Raw genomic sequence first — 17,751 nt, 5'->3', positions numbered from 1 at the left:
CCTCAGCTGCCTCGACGTTTAGACCGAAAAAGATGGAGCGCGTCGCCGAGGACCCCACCCGGCCCTGCGGGCCACCCTCCCCTCAAGGGGGAGGGATGCGCCGCTCAGTCTGAGACCGGCGTATTCTCATCGACGTCGACGCGGAAATTGCCGTCGAGGATCTCGGCCTTCTTCTTCTCGACCAGTTCCTTGACCTCGGCCGGCAGCGTCTTGTCGAACTTGTGGTAGGGCGCGAGGTAGGAGCCGCCCTTGGCCATGCGCGAGAAATCGCCGTAATCCTGCGCGGTGAAGACGCCGGCCTTGACCAGCTTGATCGCCTGCTCGACGGTCGGATACATATCCCAGACCGGCCCGGTGATCACCGTGTCGGGGCCGAGGCTCGACTGGTCCGACATGTTGGAAATGGCGAGGATCTTCTTCTCCGCCGCCGCTTCGATGACGCCGAAGCGCTCGGCATAGATGACGTCGACGCCTGCGTCGATCTGGGCGACAGCCGCTTCCTTTGCCTTTGGCGGATCGAAGAACGAGCCGATGAAGGCGACCTTCTTCTTGATGTTGGGATTGACCTCTCTGGCGCCGGCAAAGAAGGCGTTGACCAGCCGGTTCACTTCCGGAATGCCCATCGCCGCGACGGCGCCGATCGTGCCTGACTTCGACATCTTTCCGGCGATCATGCCGGACAGATAGGCCGGCTCATGGATCCAGTTGTCGAAAACGCCGAAATTCGGCTCGGCCGGCCCGGCGCCGGAGCCGAACAGGAAGGCGGTCTTCGGGAACTGCTTGGCGGTCCTGCGCGATTCGCGCTCGGCGGCGAAGGCATCGCCCAGCACCAGCTCATAGCCGCCTTGCGCATATTCGCGCATGACGCGGCTGAAATCGGCGGTCTGCACCTTCTCCGACCATTTGTATTCGATGCCGAGTTCCTTCTCGGCCTTCTGCAGGGCAACATGGATCTGGTTGTCCCACGGCTCCTCGATCGGCGTGGCGAAGATCGCCGCCACTTTCAGCTTCTTGGTCTTGGCAAAGGCGCTGCCAGGCAGCATCGCTGCCGCTAGGCCGAGCGCGCCCAGCTCCAGCACGTTGCGTCGCGAAAGCCCTTCGCGTTTCGATTGGATTCTGCTCTTCCCGTTGTCCATTGCATGCCCCTCTGATTGGCGCCGTGTCGAGCCGGCTCTCTTCTCTGGAATATCGGCGAAGGAACTATGGAGCGGTGCCCGGCTTTTGTCCACATGGTCAAATTTGAGTGGGCGGAACGCGCCATTAAATGGCCCGGCAAATCGACGCTTGCTCACAATCTCTCCAGCGCCACCGCGATCGCCTGGCCGACCCCGATGCACATGGTGGCGAGGCCGTAGCGGCCGCCGCGTTCGCGCAGTTCCAATGCCGCCGTGCCGGTGATGCGCGCTCCGGACATGCCGAGCGGATGGCCGAGCGCGATGGCACCGCCATTCGGGTTGACGTGCGCCGCATCCTCGGCAATGCCGAGCTGGCGCAGCACGGCGATGCCTTGCGAGGCGAAGGCCTCGTTGAGCTCGACGACATCGAACTGTTGCGGCGTCAGGCCGAGCCGGGCACACAGCTTTTGCGTGGCCGGCACCGGGCCGATACCCATGATGTGCGGCGCCACGCCGGCGGTGGCACCGCCCAGAATACGGGCGATCGGCGTCAGCCCATATCTTTTCGCGGCGGCTTCCGAGGCGATGATCAGCGCCGCGGCGCCGTCATTGACGCCCGAGGCATTGCCGGCCGTAACCGTGCCGCCTTGTCGGAACGGCGTCGGCAACTTGGCCAACGCTTCGATCGACGTGCCCCCGCGGGGATGCTCATCTCTGTCGACAACGACCGGATCGCCCTTGCGCTGCGCGATCGTCACCGGCGTGATTTCCTTTGCCAGCCGGCCATTGGCTTGTGCGGCTACAGCCTTGTCCTGGCTGCGCACGGCAAATGCGTCCTGGTCGGCGCGGGAGACAGCGAACTCTTCCGCCACGTTCTCGCCGGTCTCCGGCATCGAATCGACGCCGTATTGCTTCTTCATCAGCGGATTGATGAAGCGCCAGCCGATCGTGGTGTCGTAAATCTCGGCATTGCGCGAAAAGGCGGTCTCTGCCTTCGGCAGCACGAACGGAGCGCGGCTCATCGATTCGACGCCGCCTGATATCATCAGCTCCGCCTCGCCGGCCTTGATGGCGCGGGCAGCAATTATCACCGCATCCATGCCCGAACCGCAGAGACGGTTGACGGTCGAGCCCGAAACCTCCTTGGGCAGGCTGGCCAGCAGCAGCGCCATGCGCGCCACATTACGATTGTCCTCGCCGGCCTGGTTGGCGCAGCCATAGACGATGTCGTCGATGGCAGCCCAGTCGATGTTTGGATTGCGCTCGACCAGCGCCTTCAGAGGGATAGCGCCGAGATCGTCGGCACGGACCGCCGACAACGAACCGCCGAAGCGTCCGATCGGCGTGCGGATGTAGTCGCAGATATAGGCCTCGGCCATTATGCAGCCTTCCCGTTTGCGCTGATGGTTTCTGCTCGCGACCCAGCCATGTTGGCCGCATTCTCCTTGAGACGAAAGCACATCTCGCCGCCGGCCGTTAGGCCAAAGAGAATTTCAGCTGCCGCCCGCCGGGAGCGGCGGATCAGCCGATGCTTTCTCCACCGTCGATCACCAGCGCCTGACCGGTCATGAAGGACGAGCGGTCGGAGACGAGGAACAGGATCGCTTCGGCGATTTCCTCCGCGCTGGCCCAGCGCTGCATGGGAATTTTGGTGCGGACATAGTTCTCGATCGCTGCCCGCCCGCCCATCTGCGCGATGAACGGCTCGTTGAAGGGCGTATCGACCCAGCCGGGGCACAGCGCGTTGATGCGGACATTGTGTTTGGCATAGTCGAGCGACATCTGCCGGGTCATCGCCACCACTGCATGTTTTGACGTTGCGTAGGCGATCATTTCGCGGTCGTAGAACACACCCGAATTCGAGGCGGTATTCAGGATCACCCCGCCGCCTTGCGCGATCATCGACGGCATGACCAGCCTGGCCGCGAGGAACTGCGCCCGCACATTGATCCGCCAGGAGGCATCCATGCCGTCGGCGCCGACTTCGGTCAGCGTGCCGCCGACCTGGATCCCGGCATGATTGTGCAGGATGTCGATCCGCCGATGCCGGCCCAGCGTTCCCGCAATGAGCTGCTCGACCGCCGCATCCTCGCCGACGTCGGTGGCGACGGCCTCGGCCCGACCGCCGGCCGCACGAATGTCGGAAGCGGTTGCTTCCCCCGCCGCCTGGTCCCTGTCGGCGATCACCACGAGCGCGCCTTCCCTGGCCATCATCATGGCGCCGGCACGCCCGATCCCCGACCCGGCACCCGTCACCACGGCGATGCGATCTCTCAGAATCATGTTTTTTTATCTTTCAGTGTGATGGTTTTCGTTGCCGCAGTTGCCATTGGGCAAGCACCACGAGCAAAACGGAGGCGACGAGCACGATCGTCGCGATGGCATTGATCTCCGGCGTGACCCCGCGCCGGATCGAGGCGAAGACATAGATCGGCAATGTCGTCTGTGCGCCGGCGACGAAGAAGGCGACGATGAAATCGTCGAAGGAGAATGTGAAGGCGAGCAGGAAGCCGGCGATCACCGCCGGCATGATCTGCGGCAACACGATGCTGCGGAACGTCGTCAGCGGGGTGGCGTAAAGATCGCTCGAGGCCTCGACCAGATTGCGGTCGAGGCTGCCGAGGCGCGTGCCGACAATCATCGCCACCAGCGCCATCGAAAACAGCCCGTGCGCGGCGATGATCGAGCCATAGCCGAGCGCCAGGCGCGGTGGCTGGTCGTTCGGCCACAGCGAAGCGACAAACGGGTTGACCACCCCGAATAGCTGGACCAGCGCGACCAGCGTCGAGATGCCGATGACGACACCAGGAACGACGATCGCAGCACCCAAAAGCGCATCGAACACGGCTCGCGTCCGCACGCCGACACGCGCCAGGCCAAGCGCGGCGGCCGTGCCGCACAGCGCCGCCAGCAAGGCGCTGGTCGTGGCGATGAACAGGCTGTTCTTCAGCGCTTCGACCAGGAACGGGTTTGCCAGGGCCTTGCCGTACCATTGCACCGAGAAGCCAGTGAACTCGCTGGCGTGGTGGCCGGCGTTGAACGAAAACAGCACCACCAGCGCGATCGGAAGGTAGAGAAAGGCAAAGACTGCAACGACGAAGGCACGCATCAGATCAGGTCCACCCGGCGGGCACCCGAAAGCCGGGTCGAAATGCGGTTCGCGGCAAGCAGCACGACCACTGAAACCGCCACAAGTGTGATGGCGATTGCCGATCCGAATGGCCAGTTGCGCGATTGCAGGAACAGATCGACCAGCGCGTTGCCGATGAAGAAGACCTTGCCGCCGCCGAGTAGCGTCGGGATCAGATATTCGCCGAGCAGCAGGATCATGACCAGCGAGAAGCCGGTCATCACACCTGGCAGCGACAGCCGCAGCGTCACGCCGAGGAATGTCGAGATCGGCGTCGCGCCGAGATCGGCGGAGGCCTCCAGCAGCCGGCGGTCGAGCCGCTCGAGGCTGACATAGATCGGCAGGATCATCAGCGGCAGATAACCATAGACGATGCCGAGCAGAACCGCTCCCGGCGTGTTGATCAGCCGCACGTCCTCCATCCCGACATAGGCCAGCAGAGCTGGGATGCCGCGCCCGCCAAGCACATACATCCAGGCATAGGTTCGCATCAGCAGGCTGGTCCAGAACGGGATGACGACAAGCGCCAGCAGGATCAGCCGCCACCGTTCGGGTGCGCGCAAAGCGAGGTAATAGGCGACCGGATAGGCAACGAGAAGACAGGCCAGTGCGCCCGCCGGCGCCAGCACCATGGTGTTCCAGAAGGCGGTCGCCCGCGCCGGAAGATTGGCAAACTGCGCCAAGGTGAAAGCGGCCTGATAGCCGCCTTCCGGCGCCCGCTCGCCGACGCTGAAAACGGCAATCGCCACGAACGGCAAAACTAAAAACACCACCAGCCACGCCGTTGCTGGACCGAGCAGCAGGGCGGTCAGGAGATTGTGACGGAGGACGTTGCTGCGCATTGAAAAAAAGCCGCCCGGGTGCCGGCGGACATCTGTCCGCCGGGGAGTTGCCTGCATCGAGCCTGTGGCCTGCCCGGTTCAAGCCGACTTGAAGCGTGCCATCAATTCGGCCCGGCCCGGATCGGTTAGCGTCGCAGCCGCACCGAATTCGAGCGGCTTCAGCAGATCCGCCGCCGGATAGAGGATCGGATTGTCCAGCACCTCCTTGGGCAGCAGCGCATTGACCCGCGCATCGGTGGAAGGCGCACCGTTGGCCAGGTGCTCCTTGACCGCGACTTTCGGGTTCATCAAATAGTTGAGCAAGGCATAGCCGGCAGGCTTGTTCGGCGCATCCTTGGGTATTGCGTAGAAGTCGGTCCAGATCTCGCCGCCTTCCTTGCCAAGCACGTAGGCGATTTCGGGGATGTCGCGGTGGAGCTGCGCCCCGTCATTGGTCCAGCACATCGTCATCCACGCGTCGCCGGCACGCATCGACGGCTGGTAGTCGCTAGAGACCGCGAACAGATGCGGCTTGACCTTCAGCAGCAATTCCTCCGCCTTGGCGAGTTCCTCCGGCCTCAGCGAGTTGAACGAGAAGCCGAAATATTTCAGCGCGTTGCCGATCGTGGTCAGCTGGTAATCATGAACCATGGTCCGGCCGTCGCCCTCCGCCATGGCCGTGTCCCAGAATTCCTTCCAGCTCGTCATCGGCTTGGTCAGTTTCTTGGTGTTGACGGCAAATCCGGTGGTGCCCCAATTCTTCGGCACAGCGTAGGTCACCCCGTCGATGGTGCCTTCCCCAGTGAAGCGCGGGTCTTCTTGCGAGCCGTCATAATTGGCAAGCTTGGCCATATCCAGGGCTTCGATGATGCCAAGCTTCTTGTAAGTCGAGATCGTGTAGTTGGTCGGAACGAAAAGGCTCCAGCCCGAGGCGCCGGCCTGCAGCTTGGCCAGCATCTCCTCGTTTGACCCGAACACGTTCACCTCGACGGCAACGCCGGTTTCGGCCTTGAAATTCTCGAACGTCGCCGGGTCGTGATAATTGGGCCAGGTGGCAATCGACATGCGGTCGCCAAGCCCCTCCTGGGCGAAGGCTGGCGACGGCATGATGCCGAGTTCGCGGGCCATTACTGCCGTTGCGATGCCTAGGCCGGTGAGGCCAAGGAACTCGCGGCGGCCGATGGAACCGCGCTTGAGGCGCATCAACTGGTCGACGAATTTTTCAGGGCTTATCGGCAGTCCGTCACGATACGATTTCGACATTTTTGTTTTCCCTCTGGTTGGTCCCGTTATTCTCCGGAAACGCCAGCGGCGTTCCGGCTGTAAAGCCGACGGCGACGGGTTCACCCGGCTTGAAGAGATTTCCACCGCCAACCAGATGATCGGCCTTGGCGAGCAGCGTCCCGATGCCTTGGACCTCGATTGCATATTCCGCGGTGGAACCGAGAAAGATCCGGTTGCGGACAAGCCCGTTCAGCCGGCCGCTTCCGGGCGCGCCGAGACTTAAGGATTCAGGACGCAGGCTTACCGAGACGGCTTCGCCCTGGGCTAGCGAAGTGCGCTTGCGCGCGGCGATGACGGTGCCGTCGGCAAGCGCTACCTCGACGAGCTTGCCCGAGAGCCCGACGACCTTGCCGCTCAAGAGATTGGTCTTGCCGACGAAATCGGCGACGAAGAGGTCGGCGGGTTCGTCGTAGATTTCGCTCGGCTGCCCAAGCTGGACGATGCGCCCGCCATTCATGACGCAGACGAAATCGCTCATCGACAGTGCCTCTTCCTGATCGTGGGTGACCAGGACGAAGGTGATGCCGATCTCGCGCTGCAGGTTCTGCAGCTCTATCTGCATGTCGGTGCGCAGCTTCTTGTCGAGCGCCGCCAGGGGCTCGTCGAGCAGCAGCACCGCCGGCTTGTTGACCAGCGCCCGCGCCAGGGCGACACGCTGCTGCTGGCCGCCGGAAAGCTCATGGATCTTGCGGCGTCCATAGCCGGCAAGCCGAACCATGGCGAGCGCCTCGCCTGCCTTCAGGCTGATCTCCCGCGACGACAGGCGCGGCCGCGCCTGGCGTAGGCCATAGGCGACGTTGTCCGCCACATCCAGATGCGGAAACAACGCATATTGCTGGAACACCATGTTGACCGGCCGCCGATAGGGCGGCGTGCCGGCCATGTCGCGGCCACGGATGAATACCACACCTTCGCTTGGCTGTTCGAAACCGCCGATCATGCGCAAACAGGTTGTCTTGCCGCAGCCGGACGGCCCGAGCAACGCGACAAAGGCAGACGGCGGGATGGCAAGATCGATGCCGCTGACCGCGATCACGCTGCCGTAGCGTTTGGTGACCCCGCGAAACTCGATGTCGGGCACTGCGGTCAAAGCTGCGGGCTCCAGCGGCTAGTTGGTCTCGAAACGCTATCAGAGCCAATGGCGGCTAGTATATACCTCCCAGGTGGTATATTTCATCTATTTTCTCGTCTGGAGGGGTATGAATTGGGCGTTTCACGCAGGGATGAATACAGCCGGCTCGCTGCGCTCATCGCAGCGACGCGGGAGACGAGCGGCGAGCTTTTCGGCAAGGCGATGGTCGCCTGGCTCCGCCAGCATGTCAGCTTCGATCATTGCGTGATCTTCGGCTATCGCGGCGCCTCACGCCCGCCGCTGCTGTTCGAGACATTCTCGCCGGCCGAAAGCCACGTCTTCGTCGCGCTCTATCAGGAAGGGCCTTATCTGCTCGATCCGTTCCACCATGCGGCAGTCGAGCGCAAGGAAGGCTTTTGGCGCATGCGCGAATTGGCGCCGGATCGCTTCTATGCCAGCGAATATTACCGCTCCTATTACAGCCAGACCAGGCTTGCGGAGGAGGTCGGCTTTTTCGTGCCGCTGCCGGGAAAGGACGCGCTGGTGGTCTCGCTAATGCGATTGCGCGCTTCGGGGCCGTTCGGAACCGCCGATGCCAGGTTGCTGCGCGACATGGCGCCTGCGGTGATCAGCCTCGTCAGGCTGCGCTGGCCTACCCTTCCGGCTGACGGACCGGTTGGGACGAAGCAAGACGAGGCGATTGCTCCGGTCAGTGAGTTCGAACGTGCTCACATCTGGAAGAGCCTTTCGCTCACGCCGCGCGAGCAGCATGTCGTCGATCTGGTGCTTCAGGGCCATTCCACGGAATCGATTGCCAGGGCGATGCGCATCGTGCCGGGAACCGTAAAAGTTCATCGCCGCAACATTTACCGCAAGCTCAAGATAAAGTCGCAGGCGGGTCTGTTCGCGCGTTTTGTCGAGATCATGGACGCACGGATTCGGTAGTCCCAAGTTCAGCCGGCAGCGCCGTCCCAGGAACCGGTTTCGGCCATCTGCCTGAGCCGGGGTGCCACTCGAAAGACATCCTTGCCGGTCTGCTGGTGCCAGTGATCCAGCCGCCGGATGATCTTGTCCACGCCTTCGAGGCTCGCCCAGAACATCGGCCCGCCCTTGCCGACCGGGAAGCCGTAGCCGTTGACCCAGACGACGTCGATATCGGAGGCGCGGGCGGCAATCTTTTCCTTGAGGATTTTGGCGCCCTCGTTGATCATCGGATAGAGCGTCCGCTCGACGATCTCCTCGGCGCCGATCGCGCGCGGTGCAATACCGCGCTCGGCAGCCTTGTTGCGGATCAGCGCCTCGACGTCGGGATCGGGCAGCGGCGTGCGCGAACCGCCTTCGTAGCGATAGAAGCCGCTGCCGGTCTTCTGGCCGAAATGTCCCTGTTCGCACAACGCATCGGCGATCACGGCCGTCTGGCCACGCGCCTTGCGGTTGCGCCAGCCTATGTCGAGGCCGGCGAGATCGCTCATCTCGAACGGCCCCATCGGCCAGCCGAAATCGGTGAACACCTGGTCGACCTGGCGCGGCATTGCGCCTTCCAGCAGAAGCGTCTCCAGTTCCGCACCGCGCGCCGCCAGCATGCGGTTGCCGACGAAGCCGTGGCAGACGCCGACGACGACCGGCACCTTGCCGATCCGCCGTGCCAGATCGACGATGGTCGCCAGCACGTCGGGCGAAGTCTTGTCGGCGCGGACGATTTCCAAAAGCTTCATGACGTTAGCCGGCGAAAAGAAATGCATGCCGAGGAGATCTTGCGGCCGCGACGTCGAAGCGGCGATTTCGCTGACGTCGAGATAGGAAGTGTTGGTGGCGAGGATCGCGCCCGGTTTGGCCACGGCATCGAGCCTGCCGAAGACATCCTTCTTGACCGCCATCTCCTCGAACACGGCCTCGACGATCAGGTCGCAATCGGCAAGATCGGCATAGTCGGTGGAACCCTTGAACAACCCAAGCCGTTGGCGCTTGGCGTCTTCGCTCAGCGAGCCGCGGATGACGGAAACGGCATAATTCTTGTTGATCGTCGCCAGCCCGCGCTGCAAGGCCTCGTGTGTCGCTTCCAGCAAGGTCACGGGGACGCCGCCGTTGGCGAACGCCATGGCGATGCCGCCGCCCATCGTGCCGGCGCCGATGACGCCGACCCGGGCGATCTTGCGCCTGACGACGTCCTTGCCGGCAATCTTTGCCGCCTCACGTTCAGCGAAGAACAAATGCCGCTGCGCGCGTGATTGGTCCCCGGCGACAAGCTTGACGAACAGGTCGCGCTCCGCCGCCAGCGCTTCGTCGAAGGGCAGCGTCAGGGCGTTGCGGACCGACTGCGCACAGGCGATCGGCGCCTCGAGGCCGCGTGCTTTGCCGGCAAGCACTGCCGCTTCCTTGTCGAACGCCGGCAAGTCGGCCCGGTCGAGGCGATCATTGCGGTCGCGCACCGGCGTGAACGGACCGCCTTTCGCGGCCGTTTCGCTGGCGAAACTCACCGCTTGCGCGGTCAGGTCGCCATCGAAGACGGCATCCACCAGGCCGGCGGCGAGCGCCTCGGCCGCACCGATCGGCGTTCCCGAAACGATCATGTTGAGTGCCTTCAGCGGACCAACCAGGCGCGGCAGGCGAACCGTGCCGCCGCCCCCCGGCAGCAGGCCGAGCTTGACTTCCGGCAGGCCGAGCCTTGCCGCTCGGTCGGCAACACGGAAATGGCAGCCGAGCGCCAGTTCCAGGCCGCCGCCGAGCGCAGTGCCGTGAATGGCCGCGACCGTCGGCTTGGCGATGGTTTCCAGCATGGCGACTAGGGCGCCTAGGTCCGGTTGCCGCGCCGGCTTGCCGAATTCGGTGATGTCGGCGCCGGCGACGAAGGTCCGCCCGGCGCATGCTATCACGATTGCTCCGACCGACGGCTCGTCGCGCAGGGAAACGAGCGCCTGCATCAGCGGCTCGCGCACATGGAAGCTCAGCGCGTTGACCGGCGGATTGTCGATGCTCACCACCGCGACGTTGCCGTGCCTTGTAGTGCTGACGAAATCGGACACGCAAACCTCACGCAATGATGTTGGCCAATAGCGCGACGGGATTTACAGCGCTGGCATGCGGATGGGAACCACGTGTTTTGCGGGCCGCATCGATATCCCCTCGCCGCCGGGTGGCCTTGCCTTAGCGCAGCGCCTTCTGCCCACCGGCGGCGGTGATGACGCCGACGATGATCAGCCCGGTCAGCACCAGGCGGACGCCGACGCTGACGCCGAACGTGTTGAGCATGGTCAACAGCAGCACCAGGAACAGCGCCGCGCCCCAGACCCCCGGCACATTGGCCTTGCCGCCCGCCACCGACGTGCCGCCGATGACGACGACGGCGATCGAGGCCAGCAGATACTCATTGCCGATATCGACATTGGCGCCGCGGAAATAGCCGGCGAGCAGTGCGCCGTCGAGGCCGCCGAGCGCGCCCGACAGCGTGTAGGTGAGGAAGCGGGTGCGGCCGACATTGACGCCGGCCAGCCAGGCAGCGCGGATGTTCTGGCCGATCGCCAGCACCGAGCGTCCGTAGATCATGCGCTGCAAAATGATGCCGGCGCCGATGGTGAACAGCACGGTGAGGATCGCCAGCACCGGGATGCCGAAGATCTGCCAGTTGGTGAAATCGGCAAAGCCCGGCGGCGGCTTGATCTGCAGGCCCCGCCCATAGCTGATATCGACCGACTGGATGACGAAGCTGGCCGACAGCGTCGCGATGATCGGCGGAATGCGCAGCGCCCAGATCAGCAGATAGTTGACGGCGCCGATCGCCATGCCGCAGGCAAGCGCTGCCAGCAGGCCGACCGCGATCATCGCATCATTGCCGTCCATGACCTTCATGGCGACGGCGCTGGCAAGGCCGATATTGGCCGGCAGCGATAGGTCGACATTGCCCGGCCCGAGCGTGATGACGAACATCTGCCCGACGCCGACGATGACGGTGAAGACGGCGAGCGATAGCGCCGCCGTGATCATGCCGCCGCCGCCATAGCCGCCGGTGAAGGCGATGGTCGCCAGCCACACCAGCAGCGCCCCGAAAAACGACCAGATCCAGGGTCTGGCGAGCAGTGTCCGCAGCGATGCCATGCTCACCTCTCCCTGCGGCTGATCAGCACCCGCGCCGCCAGCACGATGATCAGGATGGCGCCGTTGGCGGCGACCTGCCAGTCGGGCGGGATATGCATGAAGGTCAAAAGCGGGGAGGCGGCCAGCGCCAGCGTCAGTGCGCCGATGACGGCGCCGATCGGCGACACCCGGCCGCCGACGAACTCGCCGCCGCCGAGGATGACGCCGGCGATCGAAAGCAGCGTGTAGCCATTGCCGATATTGGCATCGGCCGAGGTGGTGATGCCGATCAGCGCCATGCCGGACAAAACGCCGAACAGGCCGGTCAGCGCAAACAGCGCGATCTTGGTGCGCAGCAGCGACCAGCCGGCGCGTTTGAGTGCGGCTGCATTGCCGCCCGATCCACGCAGGATGACGCCGTAGGAGGTGCGCATCAGGCCAAAGTGGACGACGGCTGCGATCAGCAATGCCGCGATGATCGGGAACGGAATGAAGGGTGGCTTGAAGGCCATCAGCGCCAGCAGCCAGTCCGGCGCCTTGCCGCCGGGCTTGGGCAGGATGAGGATGGCCATGCCCTGCCAGACAAAACTCATGCCGAGCGTCACCACGATAGAGGGCAGGTTGCGCAGATGGATCAGCGCGCCGAGCAGCGCGTAGACGCCGATCGACCCGAGCAGGATCACGACGCCGAGCAGCGGCGCGTCCTTCAGCCATGTCGCCGTCACGCAGCCGACGAAGCCGACAAAGGTGCCGATCGACAGATCGAGCTCGTTGCCGGCGATGACGAACATCTGCGCGATCGTCGCCAGAGCGATCGGGATCGCCAGATTGAGCATCAGGCTGAAACCGAAATAGCTGATGGCGCGCGGGTTGAGCCAGGCGATGGCGATGAGCACCAGCGCCAGCGACAGTGCCGGCAGCAGGCTGCGCAGCATGCGCGCCCGCCTGGTGGCGCGAGCCGAAGATTTTAGCCCATTCTCGACGGATACCGCTGTCATCTCAGGCCGCATCGCCGAACGACGACTGGATGATCTTTTCCTCCGTCAGTTCGTCGCGACGAAGGTTGGCGACGATCCGGCCGTTCTTGAACACATAGATGTGGTCGCAATTGTCGAGCTCTTCGGTTTCGGTGGTGTACCAGAGGAAAGTGCGGCCATGGCGAGCCTCCTCGCGCACCAGGTCGTAGACTTCGAGCTTGGTGCCGATGTCGACGCCGCGCATCGGATCGTCCATCAGCACGATCTTGGCGTCGGAGCCGAGCGCCCGCGCGAACAGCGCCTTCTGCTGGTTGCCGCCGGACAGCGAGAAGATGTTGTTGTTCATGTCGGGCGTACGGATGCCGATTTTCCGCTGCCACAACTCGGCGAGCTCGGCTTCGCGCTGCGGCGAGATCAAGAGGCCGTTGCGCAATCGCGCCAGCGAACGGATGCCGATGTTCTCGGCAATCGACCATTGCGGAAAAATCCCGTCCGACTGGCGGTCGCCGGCAACCAGCGCCACCGGCGCGGTGACCTCGATGCCGGTCTTGGCACGGGAAGCCGCAGCAAAGATAGCCAGCAAAAGATCGGTCTGCCCATGCCCGGCAAGTCCGGCAAGGCCGATGATCTCACCGGCACGGGCGACAAGCTCGTTGCCGTCCTGCTGTCGCGCCGGACGCGCCCGGACCCGCAGCGGGCCGGGCTCCGGCTTGCCGCTCGCAATCTCTGCGGCGGTCTTCTCGCGCGCCTCCGCTCCGCCCATCGCCGTCATTAGCCTGTCGCGGTCGAAGGCGTCGGCCTGCCCGGCGGCGACCACCTTGCCGTCGCGCATCACCACGATGCGGTCGGCATTTCCGAGCACTTCGCCCAACACATGCGAGATCAGGATGCAGCTCTTGCCGGCGGCGATGAAGCGGCGCACGAACGCCAGCAGCTGGCCGGCGGTATGCGCGTCGAGCGAGGATGTCGGCTCGTCGAGGATAACCAGCTCGAGCGGCTCCTGCGTGACCGTGAAGGCGCGCGCCACCTCCACCATCTGCCGGCTGGTGATGGAAAGATCACCGACGATGTCGGATGCCGAGATGCTGTGGCCGGGGAAGATCTCGTCGAGCTTGGCGGCGATCAGATCGGCCGCCTTGCGCCGCCAGCCGAAGCCATGCAGCGACGCGTGGTTGATCCGCGTGTTCTCGGCGACGCTGAGGTTCGGGCAGAGCGACAGCTCCTGGAACACACAGCGTATGCCGAGCTGCTGCGCGCGCGGCACCGAATAACTTGCCTCAACACCGCCGCGGACCGCGATCTGCCCGCTGTCAGGGGCAAGCGTGCCCGCCACCATATGCATGAGCGTCGATTTTCCGGCGCCGTTATGGCCGACGAGACCGACGCATTCTCCGGCACGAACGCTGAAATCGACACCGGCGAGCGCCCTGACGGCGCCGAAATGTTTTTCGGCTCCGACCAGTCTTATGATGTCCAAACTGACGGCGCCGAAAAGCTTTTCGGCGCCGTCCGGCCTGATGATGTCTGCATTGGCCTCCGGCATCCCTCAACGATACCCGGTTATCCGTGGCGGCAACAATAGTGCCATGCTCACTTGATGTTGGCCTTGATCGCCGCGATGGCGTCTTCCTGCGTGTATTCGTGGCTGGCGACGCCGCCCTTCGGAATCTTCGGCAGCGCGGCCTCGAAATCGTCCTGGGTGAAGGCAAGATAGGGCACCAGCAGGTCGTGCGGCACGTCGGTGCGGCCGTCGAGCACCTGCTGCGCCACCCAGAAGGCAAGCGTCGATACGCCCGGTGCGATCGATGCCGACCAGGTCTTGTAACCGTCCTTTTCCTTCTGCTCCTTCCACCACTGCAACTCGTCCTGGCGATTGCCCATGATGATGGTCGGGCGTGGCTTGCCGGCGGCGGCGAAAGCCTGCGCCGCGCCGTAGCCGTCACCGCCCTGGTCGACGACTCCGACAACATCCGGCAGCGAAGGCAGGATCGTCGCTACGGCTTTCTGTGCCGTGGTCTGGTCCCAGTCGCCGGTCACCGAGCCGACGATCTTGAACTCGGGATGGGCAGCGACGCCTTCAAGGATGCCGGCATGGATGGCATCGTCGATCGAGGTGCCGGCGAGGCCGCGGATTTCCAGCAGGTTGCCGCCCTTGGGCTGGAACTTGGCCATCTGCTCGACTTCCTGCTTACCCATGTCCTTGAAGTCGACGACGACGCGGTAGGCGCAGGGTTCGGTGACGATGCCGTCGAAGGAGACGACGACGATGCCGGCGTCGCAGGCCTGCTTGATGGCGCCGTTGAGCGCATCCGGAGACGCCGCGTTGATGACGATCGCGTCATAGCCCTGCAGGATCAGGTTCTGCACCTGGGCTGCCTGCGTCGGCACTTCCTTGTCGGCCGTCGTGAAGACGTCCGCGGCGCCGACAACCTTGTCGGCAACCGCCTTCTTGGTAACGATGGCGTAGCTGTCCAGCATCGCCTGCCGCCAGGAATTGCCGGCGTAATTGTTGGAGAAGGCGATTTTCTTGCCGCTGGTGTCGGCAAGCGCGGTACCTGCGGCGAGCATCGCCGCAAGAGCCCCCAAAGCGAATATTTTCCTCATGTCATACTCCTCCCGTGAGTTGCTGTCTTGCTGGTGGTTAATGGCTGGCTGGTGGGTATTGGCTGATACGCTCACAATCTTGTTTTTTATCTATTATCAGACAAATGCAGATAGGCGGCAAGCTGTCAACAGCAATCCATGGCCGGCGATCAACTTGCGGTGCAATCATTGAAACCGGTTCGACTCCTGGTCTAGGGATGACACTGGAGACCGATTGAATGGCGACGAACCTTGCCCCGGGTGCACCCGGCATTCCGGCGCGCTGGACCTCGAGCGCCAAGAGCGGCGTCGGCACCGCGCTCTCGCCGGCCTGCCCGATCTGGTTCACCATCAGCCACGGTATCCTCAACGAGATCTACTACCCGCGCCTCGATAGCGCCTGCACCCGCGATCTGGGGCTGATCGTCACCGGACCTGACGGCTATTTCTCGGAAGAAAAACGCGACGCCGAACACAGTATCGAACCCCTCGCGGACGGGGTGCCTGCCTACCGGCTGGTCAACACCGCAAGCGATGGAACCTACAGGATCGAAAAGCGCATCCTGACGGATCCGGAACGTCCCGTCTTGCTGCAGGAGATTATGTTCACGCCGCTCAAAGGCGCAGCCGCCGACTACCGCGTCTACGCGCTGCTGGCACCGCACCTCGTCAACGCCGGCATGGGCAACACCGCCTGGATCGACGACCATGAAGGACAGCCTGTCCTGTTTGCATCGGGACGCGGCACCTGCCTGGCGCTCGCCTCGTCGCTGCCGTGGAAGGTGTGCTCGGCCGGCTATGTCGGCGTCTCCGACGGCTGGCAGCAGCTTCGTCAAGGCGGCCGGCTCGATCTGGCCTGCCGCAGCGCCGAGGACGGCAATGTCGCGCTGACCGGCGAGATCGCCTTTTCGGCTGCGAACCCAAAAATATTGCTGGCACTGGGCTTCGGCACGACGCCGCAACAGGCGGCGCAAACTGCTTTCGCCAGCCTGAAGCAAGGTTTTGGGCCCGCAGCCAGATCCTACGTCGACAAATGGCGCAAATGGCAGGCCGGATTGCTGCCGCTGGACCGGCATGCGGCGTCCGGCCTCAACAGCTACCGCCTCAGCACGGCGGTGCTGGCGGCACACCGCTCGTCTGCCGGAGCAGCCGTTGCCAGCCTGTCGATCCCGTGGGGCTTCAACAAGGGCGACGACGACCTCGGCGGCTATCACCTGGTCTGGCCGCGCGATCTGGTCGAAACCGCCGGCGGCTTCCTCGCCGCCGGCGACCCGGCGGAAGCCTTGCGCATCCTTGGCTATCTGCGCGCGATCCAGGAGCCGGACGGCCGTTGGCCGCAGAACGCCTGGCTCGACGGATCGGCCTATTGGCCGGGCATCCAGATGGACGAATGCGCCTTCCCGCTGCTGCTTGCCGACGCACTGCGCCGCGCCGGGCATTTGCCGCCTGCCGCACTCTCCTCGTTCATGCCGATGATCGAGCGCGCTGCCGCCTATGTCGTGCGCAACGGCCCGGTCACCGGCGAGGACCGCTGGGAAGAAGACGCCGGCTACAGCCCGTTCACACTTGCGGTCGAGATCGCCGCATTGCTAGCGGCTGCCGACATGTTCGATGCCGCCAGCAAAACAGAGCCGGCAAACTATCTGCGCGAAACCGCCGATGTCTGGAACGATCAGATCGAACGCTGGACCTACGTCGCCGGTAGCTCCTCGGGCGATGAAGCCGGCGTCGAGGGCCACTATGTCCGCATTGCGCCGCCCGACAAAGCCGGCGCGGCATCGCCGAAAGACGGCTACGTCCCGATCAAGAACCGCCCGCCGGCGGATACGGACCGGCCGGCCAAGGCGATCGTCAGCCCCGATGCGCTGGCGCTGGTCCGCTTCGGCTTGCGGGCAGCCGACGATCCGCGCATCCTCGACACGGTCAAGGTCATCGACGCGCAATTGCGCTGCGAACTGCCGCAGGGCCCGCTCTGGTACCGCTACAATGGCGATGGCTATGGCGAGCATGCCGACGGCGCGCCCTTCGATGGAACCGGCCGGGGCCGGCCCTGGCCGCTGCTGGTCGGCGAGCGCGCTCATTACGAGCTGGCGGCAGGCCGTAGGGATAGTGCGGCAAGCCTGCTCAGGACGTTCGAGAACTCTGCCGGACTGGGCGGCCTGCTACCGGAGCAGGTCTGGGACGGTCCCGACATGCCGGAGCGCGAATTGCGGCATGGCGGGCCCTCCGGCAGCGCCAAGCCGCTGGTCTGGGCGCATTCCGAGCACATCAAGCTGCTGCGGTCGCTGCGCGACGGCACGGTGTTCGACATGCCGCCGCAAGGCGTCAAGCGCTATATCGAGGGCAGGACGGTGTCGCGCTTCAGGGCATGGCGCTTCAACCACAAGATCCGTACCATCCCGGCAGGCAAGGCGCTGCGCATCGAACTTCTGGCCCGGGCGGTGGTTCATTGGAGCAGCGACAATTGGGCAACCGTCCATGACACCGAGACCAGCGCGAATGCTTTCGGCATCCATCTTGCGGAATTGCAGGTTGCCGAGATTGCTCCGGGCAATAGCCCGGGCAATAGCATTGTCTTCACTTTCTTCTGGCCCGATAGCGGCCATTGGGAGAATGCTGGCTTTTCTGTCGGCATCGGCGATACCGGATAGAGCATGATCCCGCAAAGTGGAGACCGGTTTTCGGAAAAGATCATGCT

General features: G+C 64.1%; 14 protein-coding genes. 2 read left to right on the top strand and 12 right to left on the bottom strand.

All coding sequences use genetic code 11. The features are described 5' to 3' along the window. Positions 1–104 precede the first annotated feature (104 nt). From NKI97_RS04385 to NKI97_RS04355, 7 genes are all read right to left on the bottom strand, one after another. On the bottom strand, positions 105–1,136 hold the full coding sequence (locus NKI97_RS04385) for a BMP family protein (protein ID WP_352451297.1): 1,032 nt from the start codon (positions 1,134–1,136) through the stop codon (positions 105–107). Between the two features lie 152 nt (positions 1,137–1,288). Continuing rightward, positions 1,289–2,494, bottom strand: a complete 1,206-nt coding sequence (pcaF, locus tag NKI97_RS04380; RefSeq protein ID WP_352832860.1) for a 3-oxoadipyl-CoA thiolase — start codon at positions 2,492–2,494, stop codon at positions 1,289–1,291. Positions 2,495–2,636: 142 nt separating this feature from the next. Next, complete coding sequence (locus tag NKI97_RS04375) at positions 2,637–3,398, bottom strand: SDR family NAD(P)-dependent oxidoreductase (protein WP_023678183.1); 762 nt, start codon at positions 3,396–3,398, stop codon at positions 2,637–2,639. A 13-nt stretch (positions 3,399–3,411) separates the two neighbouring features. Continuing rightward, entirely contained in the window at positions 3,412–4,224 is an 813-nt protein-coding gene (locus NKI97_RS04370) for an ABC transporter permease (RefSeq protein WP_352451299.1), read from the bottom strand. After that, positions 4,224–5,087 (bottom strand): ABC transporter permease, encoded by an 864-nt coding sequence (locus tag NKI97_RS04365; protein ID WP_352451300.1) that lies wholly within the window; start codon positions 5,085–5,087, stop codon positions 4,224–4,226. Before NKI97_RS04365 ends, NKI97_RS04370 begins: the two co-directional genes overlap by 1 nt. A 78-nt stretch (positions 5,088–5,165) precedes the next feature. Beyond that, complete coding sequence (locus NKI97_RS04360; protein WP_352451301.1) at positions 5,166–6,329, bottom strand: ABC transporter substrate-binding protein; 1,164 nt, start codon at positions 6,327–6,329, stop codon at positions 5,166–5,168. After that, the gene (locus tag NKI97_RS04355; protein ID WP_023678187.1) at positions 6,310–7,440 is read right to left on the bottom strand and encodes an ABC transporter ATP-binding protein; all 1,131 of its coding nucleotides are present in this window, start codon (positions 7,438–7,440) and stop codon (positions 6,310–6,312) included. The genes NKI97_RS04360 and NKI97_RS04355 overlap by 20 nt, the downstream gene beginning before the upstream one ends. 114 nt (positions 7,441–7,554) lie before the next feature. Between NKI97_RS04355 and NKI97_RS04350 the strand changes: the two genes are divergently transcribed. Continuing rightward, entirely contained in the window at positions 7,555–8,367 is an 813-nt protein-coding gene (locus tag NKI97_RS04350) for a helix-turn-helix domain-containing protein (protein WP_352451302.1), read from the top strand. Between the two features lie 8 nt (positions 8,368–8,375). Here the strand turns inward: NKI97_RS04350 and NKI97_RS04345 are convergent, their stop codons facing one another. The 5 genes from NKI97_RS04345 to NKI97_RS04325 form a co-directional block, all read right to left on the bottom strand. After that, complete coding sequence (locus tag NKI97_RS04345; protein WP_352832856.1) at positions 8,376–10,445, bottom strand: 3-hydroxyacyl-CoA dehydrogenase NAD-binding domain-containing protein; 2,070 nt, start codon at positions 10,443–10,445, stop codon at positions 8,376–8,378. A gap of 121 nt (positions 10,446–10,566) precedes the next feature. Beyond that, the gene (locus tag NKI97_RS04340; RefSeq protein WP_352832853.1) at positions 10,567–11,514 is read right to left on the bottom strand and encodes an ABC transporter permease; all 948 of its coding nucleotides are present in this window, start codon (positions 11,512–11,514) and stop codon (positions 10,567–10,569) included. Between the two features lie 2 nt (positions 11,515–11,516). Next, entirely contained in the window at positions 11,517–12,491 is a 975-nt protein-coding gene (locus tag NKI97_RS04335; RefSeq protein WP_352832850.1) for an ABC transporter permease, read from the bottom strand. Between the two features lies 1 nt (position 12,492). Beyond that, entirely contained in the window at positions 12,493–14,013 is a 1,521-nt protein-coding gene (locus NKI97_RS04330) for a sugar ABC transporter ATP-binding protein (RefSeq protein ID WP_352540863.1), read from the bottom strand. Positions 14,014–14,060: 47 nt separating this feature from the next. Continuing rightward, positions 14,061–15,074, bottom strand: coding sequence for an ABC transporter substrate-binding protein (locus NKI97_RS04325; protein WP_352481006.1), 1,014 nt, complete (start codon positions 15,072–15,074; stop codon positions 14,061–14,063). A gap of 218 nt (positions 15,075–15,292) precedes the next feature. On the opposite strand from NKI97_RS04325, the gene NKI97_RS04320 reads away from it, so the two are divergent. Continuing rightward, positions 15,293–17,704, top strand: coding sequence for a glucan 1,4-alpha-glucosidase (locus tag NKI97_RS04320; protein ID WP_352832847.1), 2,412 nt, complete (start codon positions 15,293–15,295; stop codon positions 17,702–17,704). Positions 17,705–17,751 lie beyond the last annotated feature (47 nt).

This window comes from Mesorhizobium sp. M0296 (assembly GCF_040321675.1).
Taxonomy (GTDB): Bacteria; Pseudomonadota; Alphaproteobacteria; order Rhizobiales; family Rhizobiaceae; genus Mesorhizobium.
Note: the sequence above shows the minus strand (reverse complement) of the source record. Positions and strands in the feature narration are given on the sequence as shown.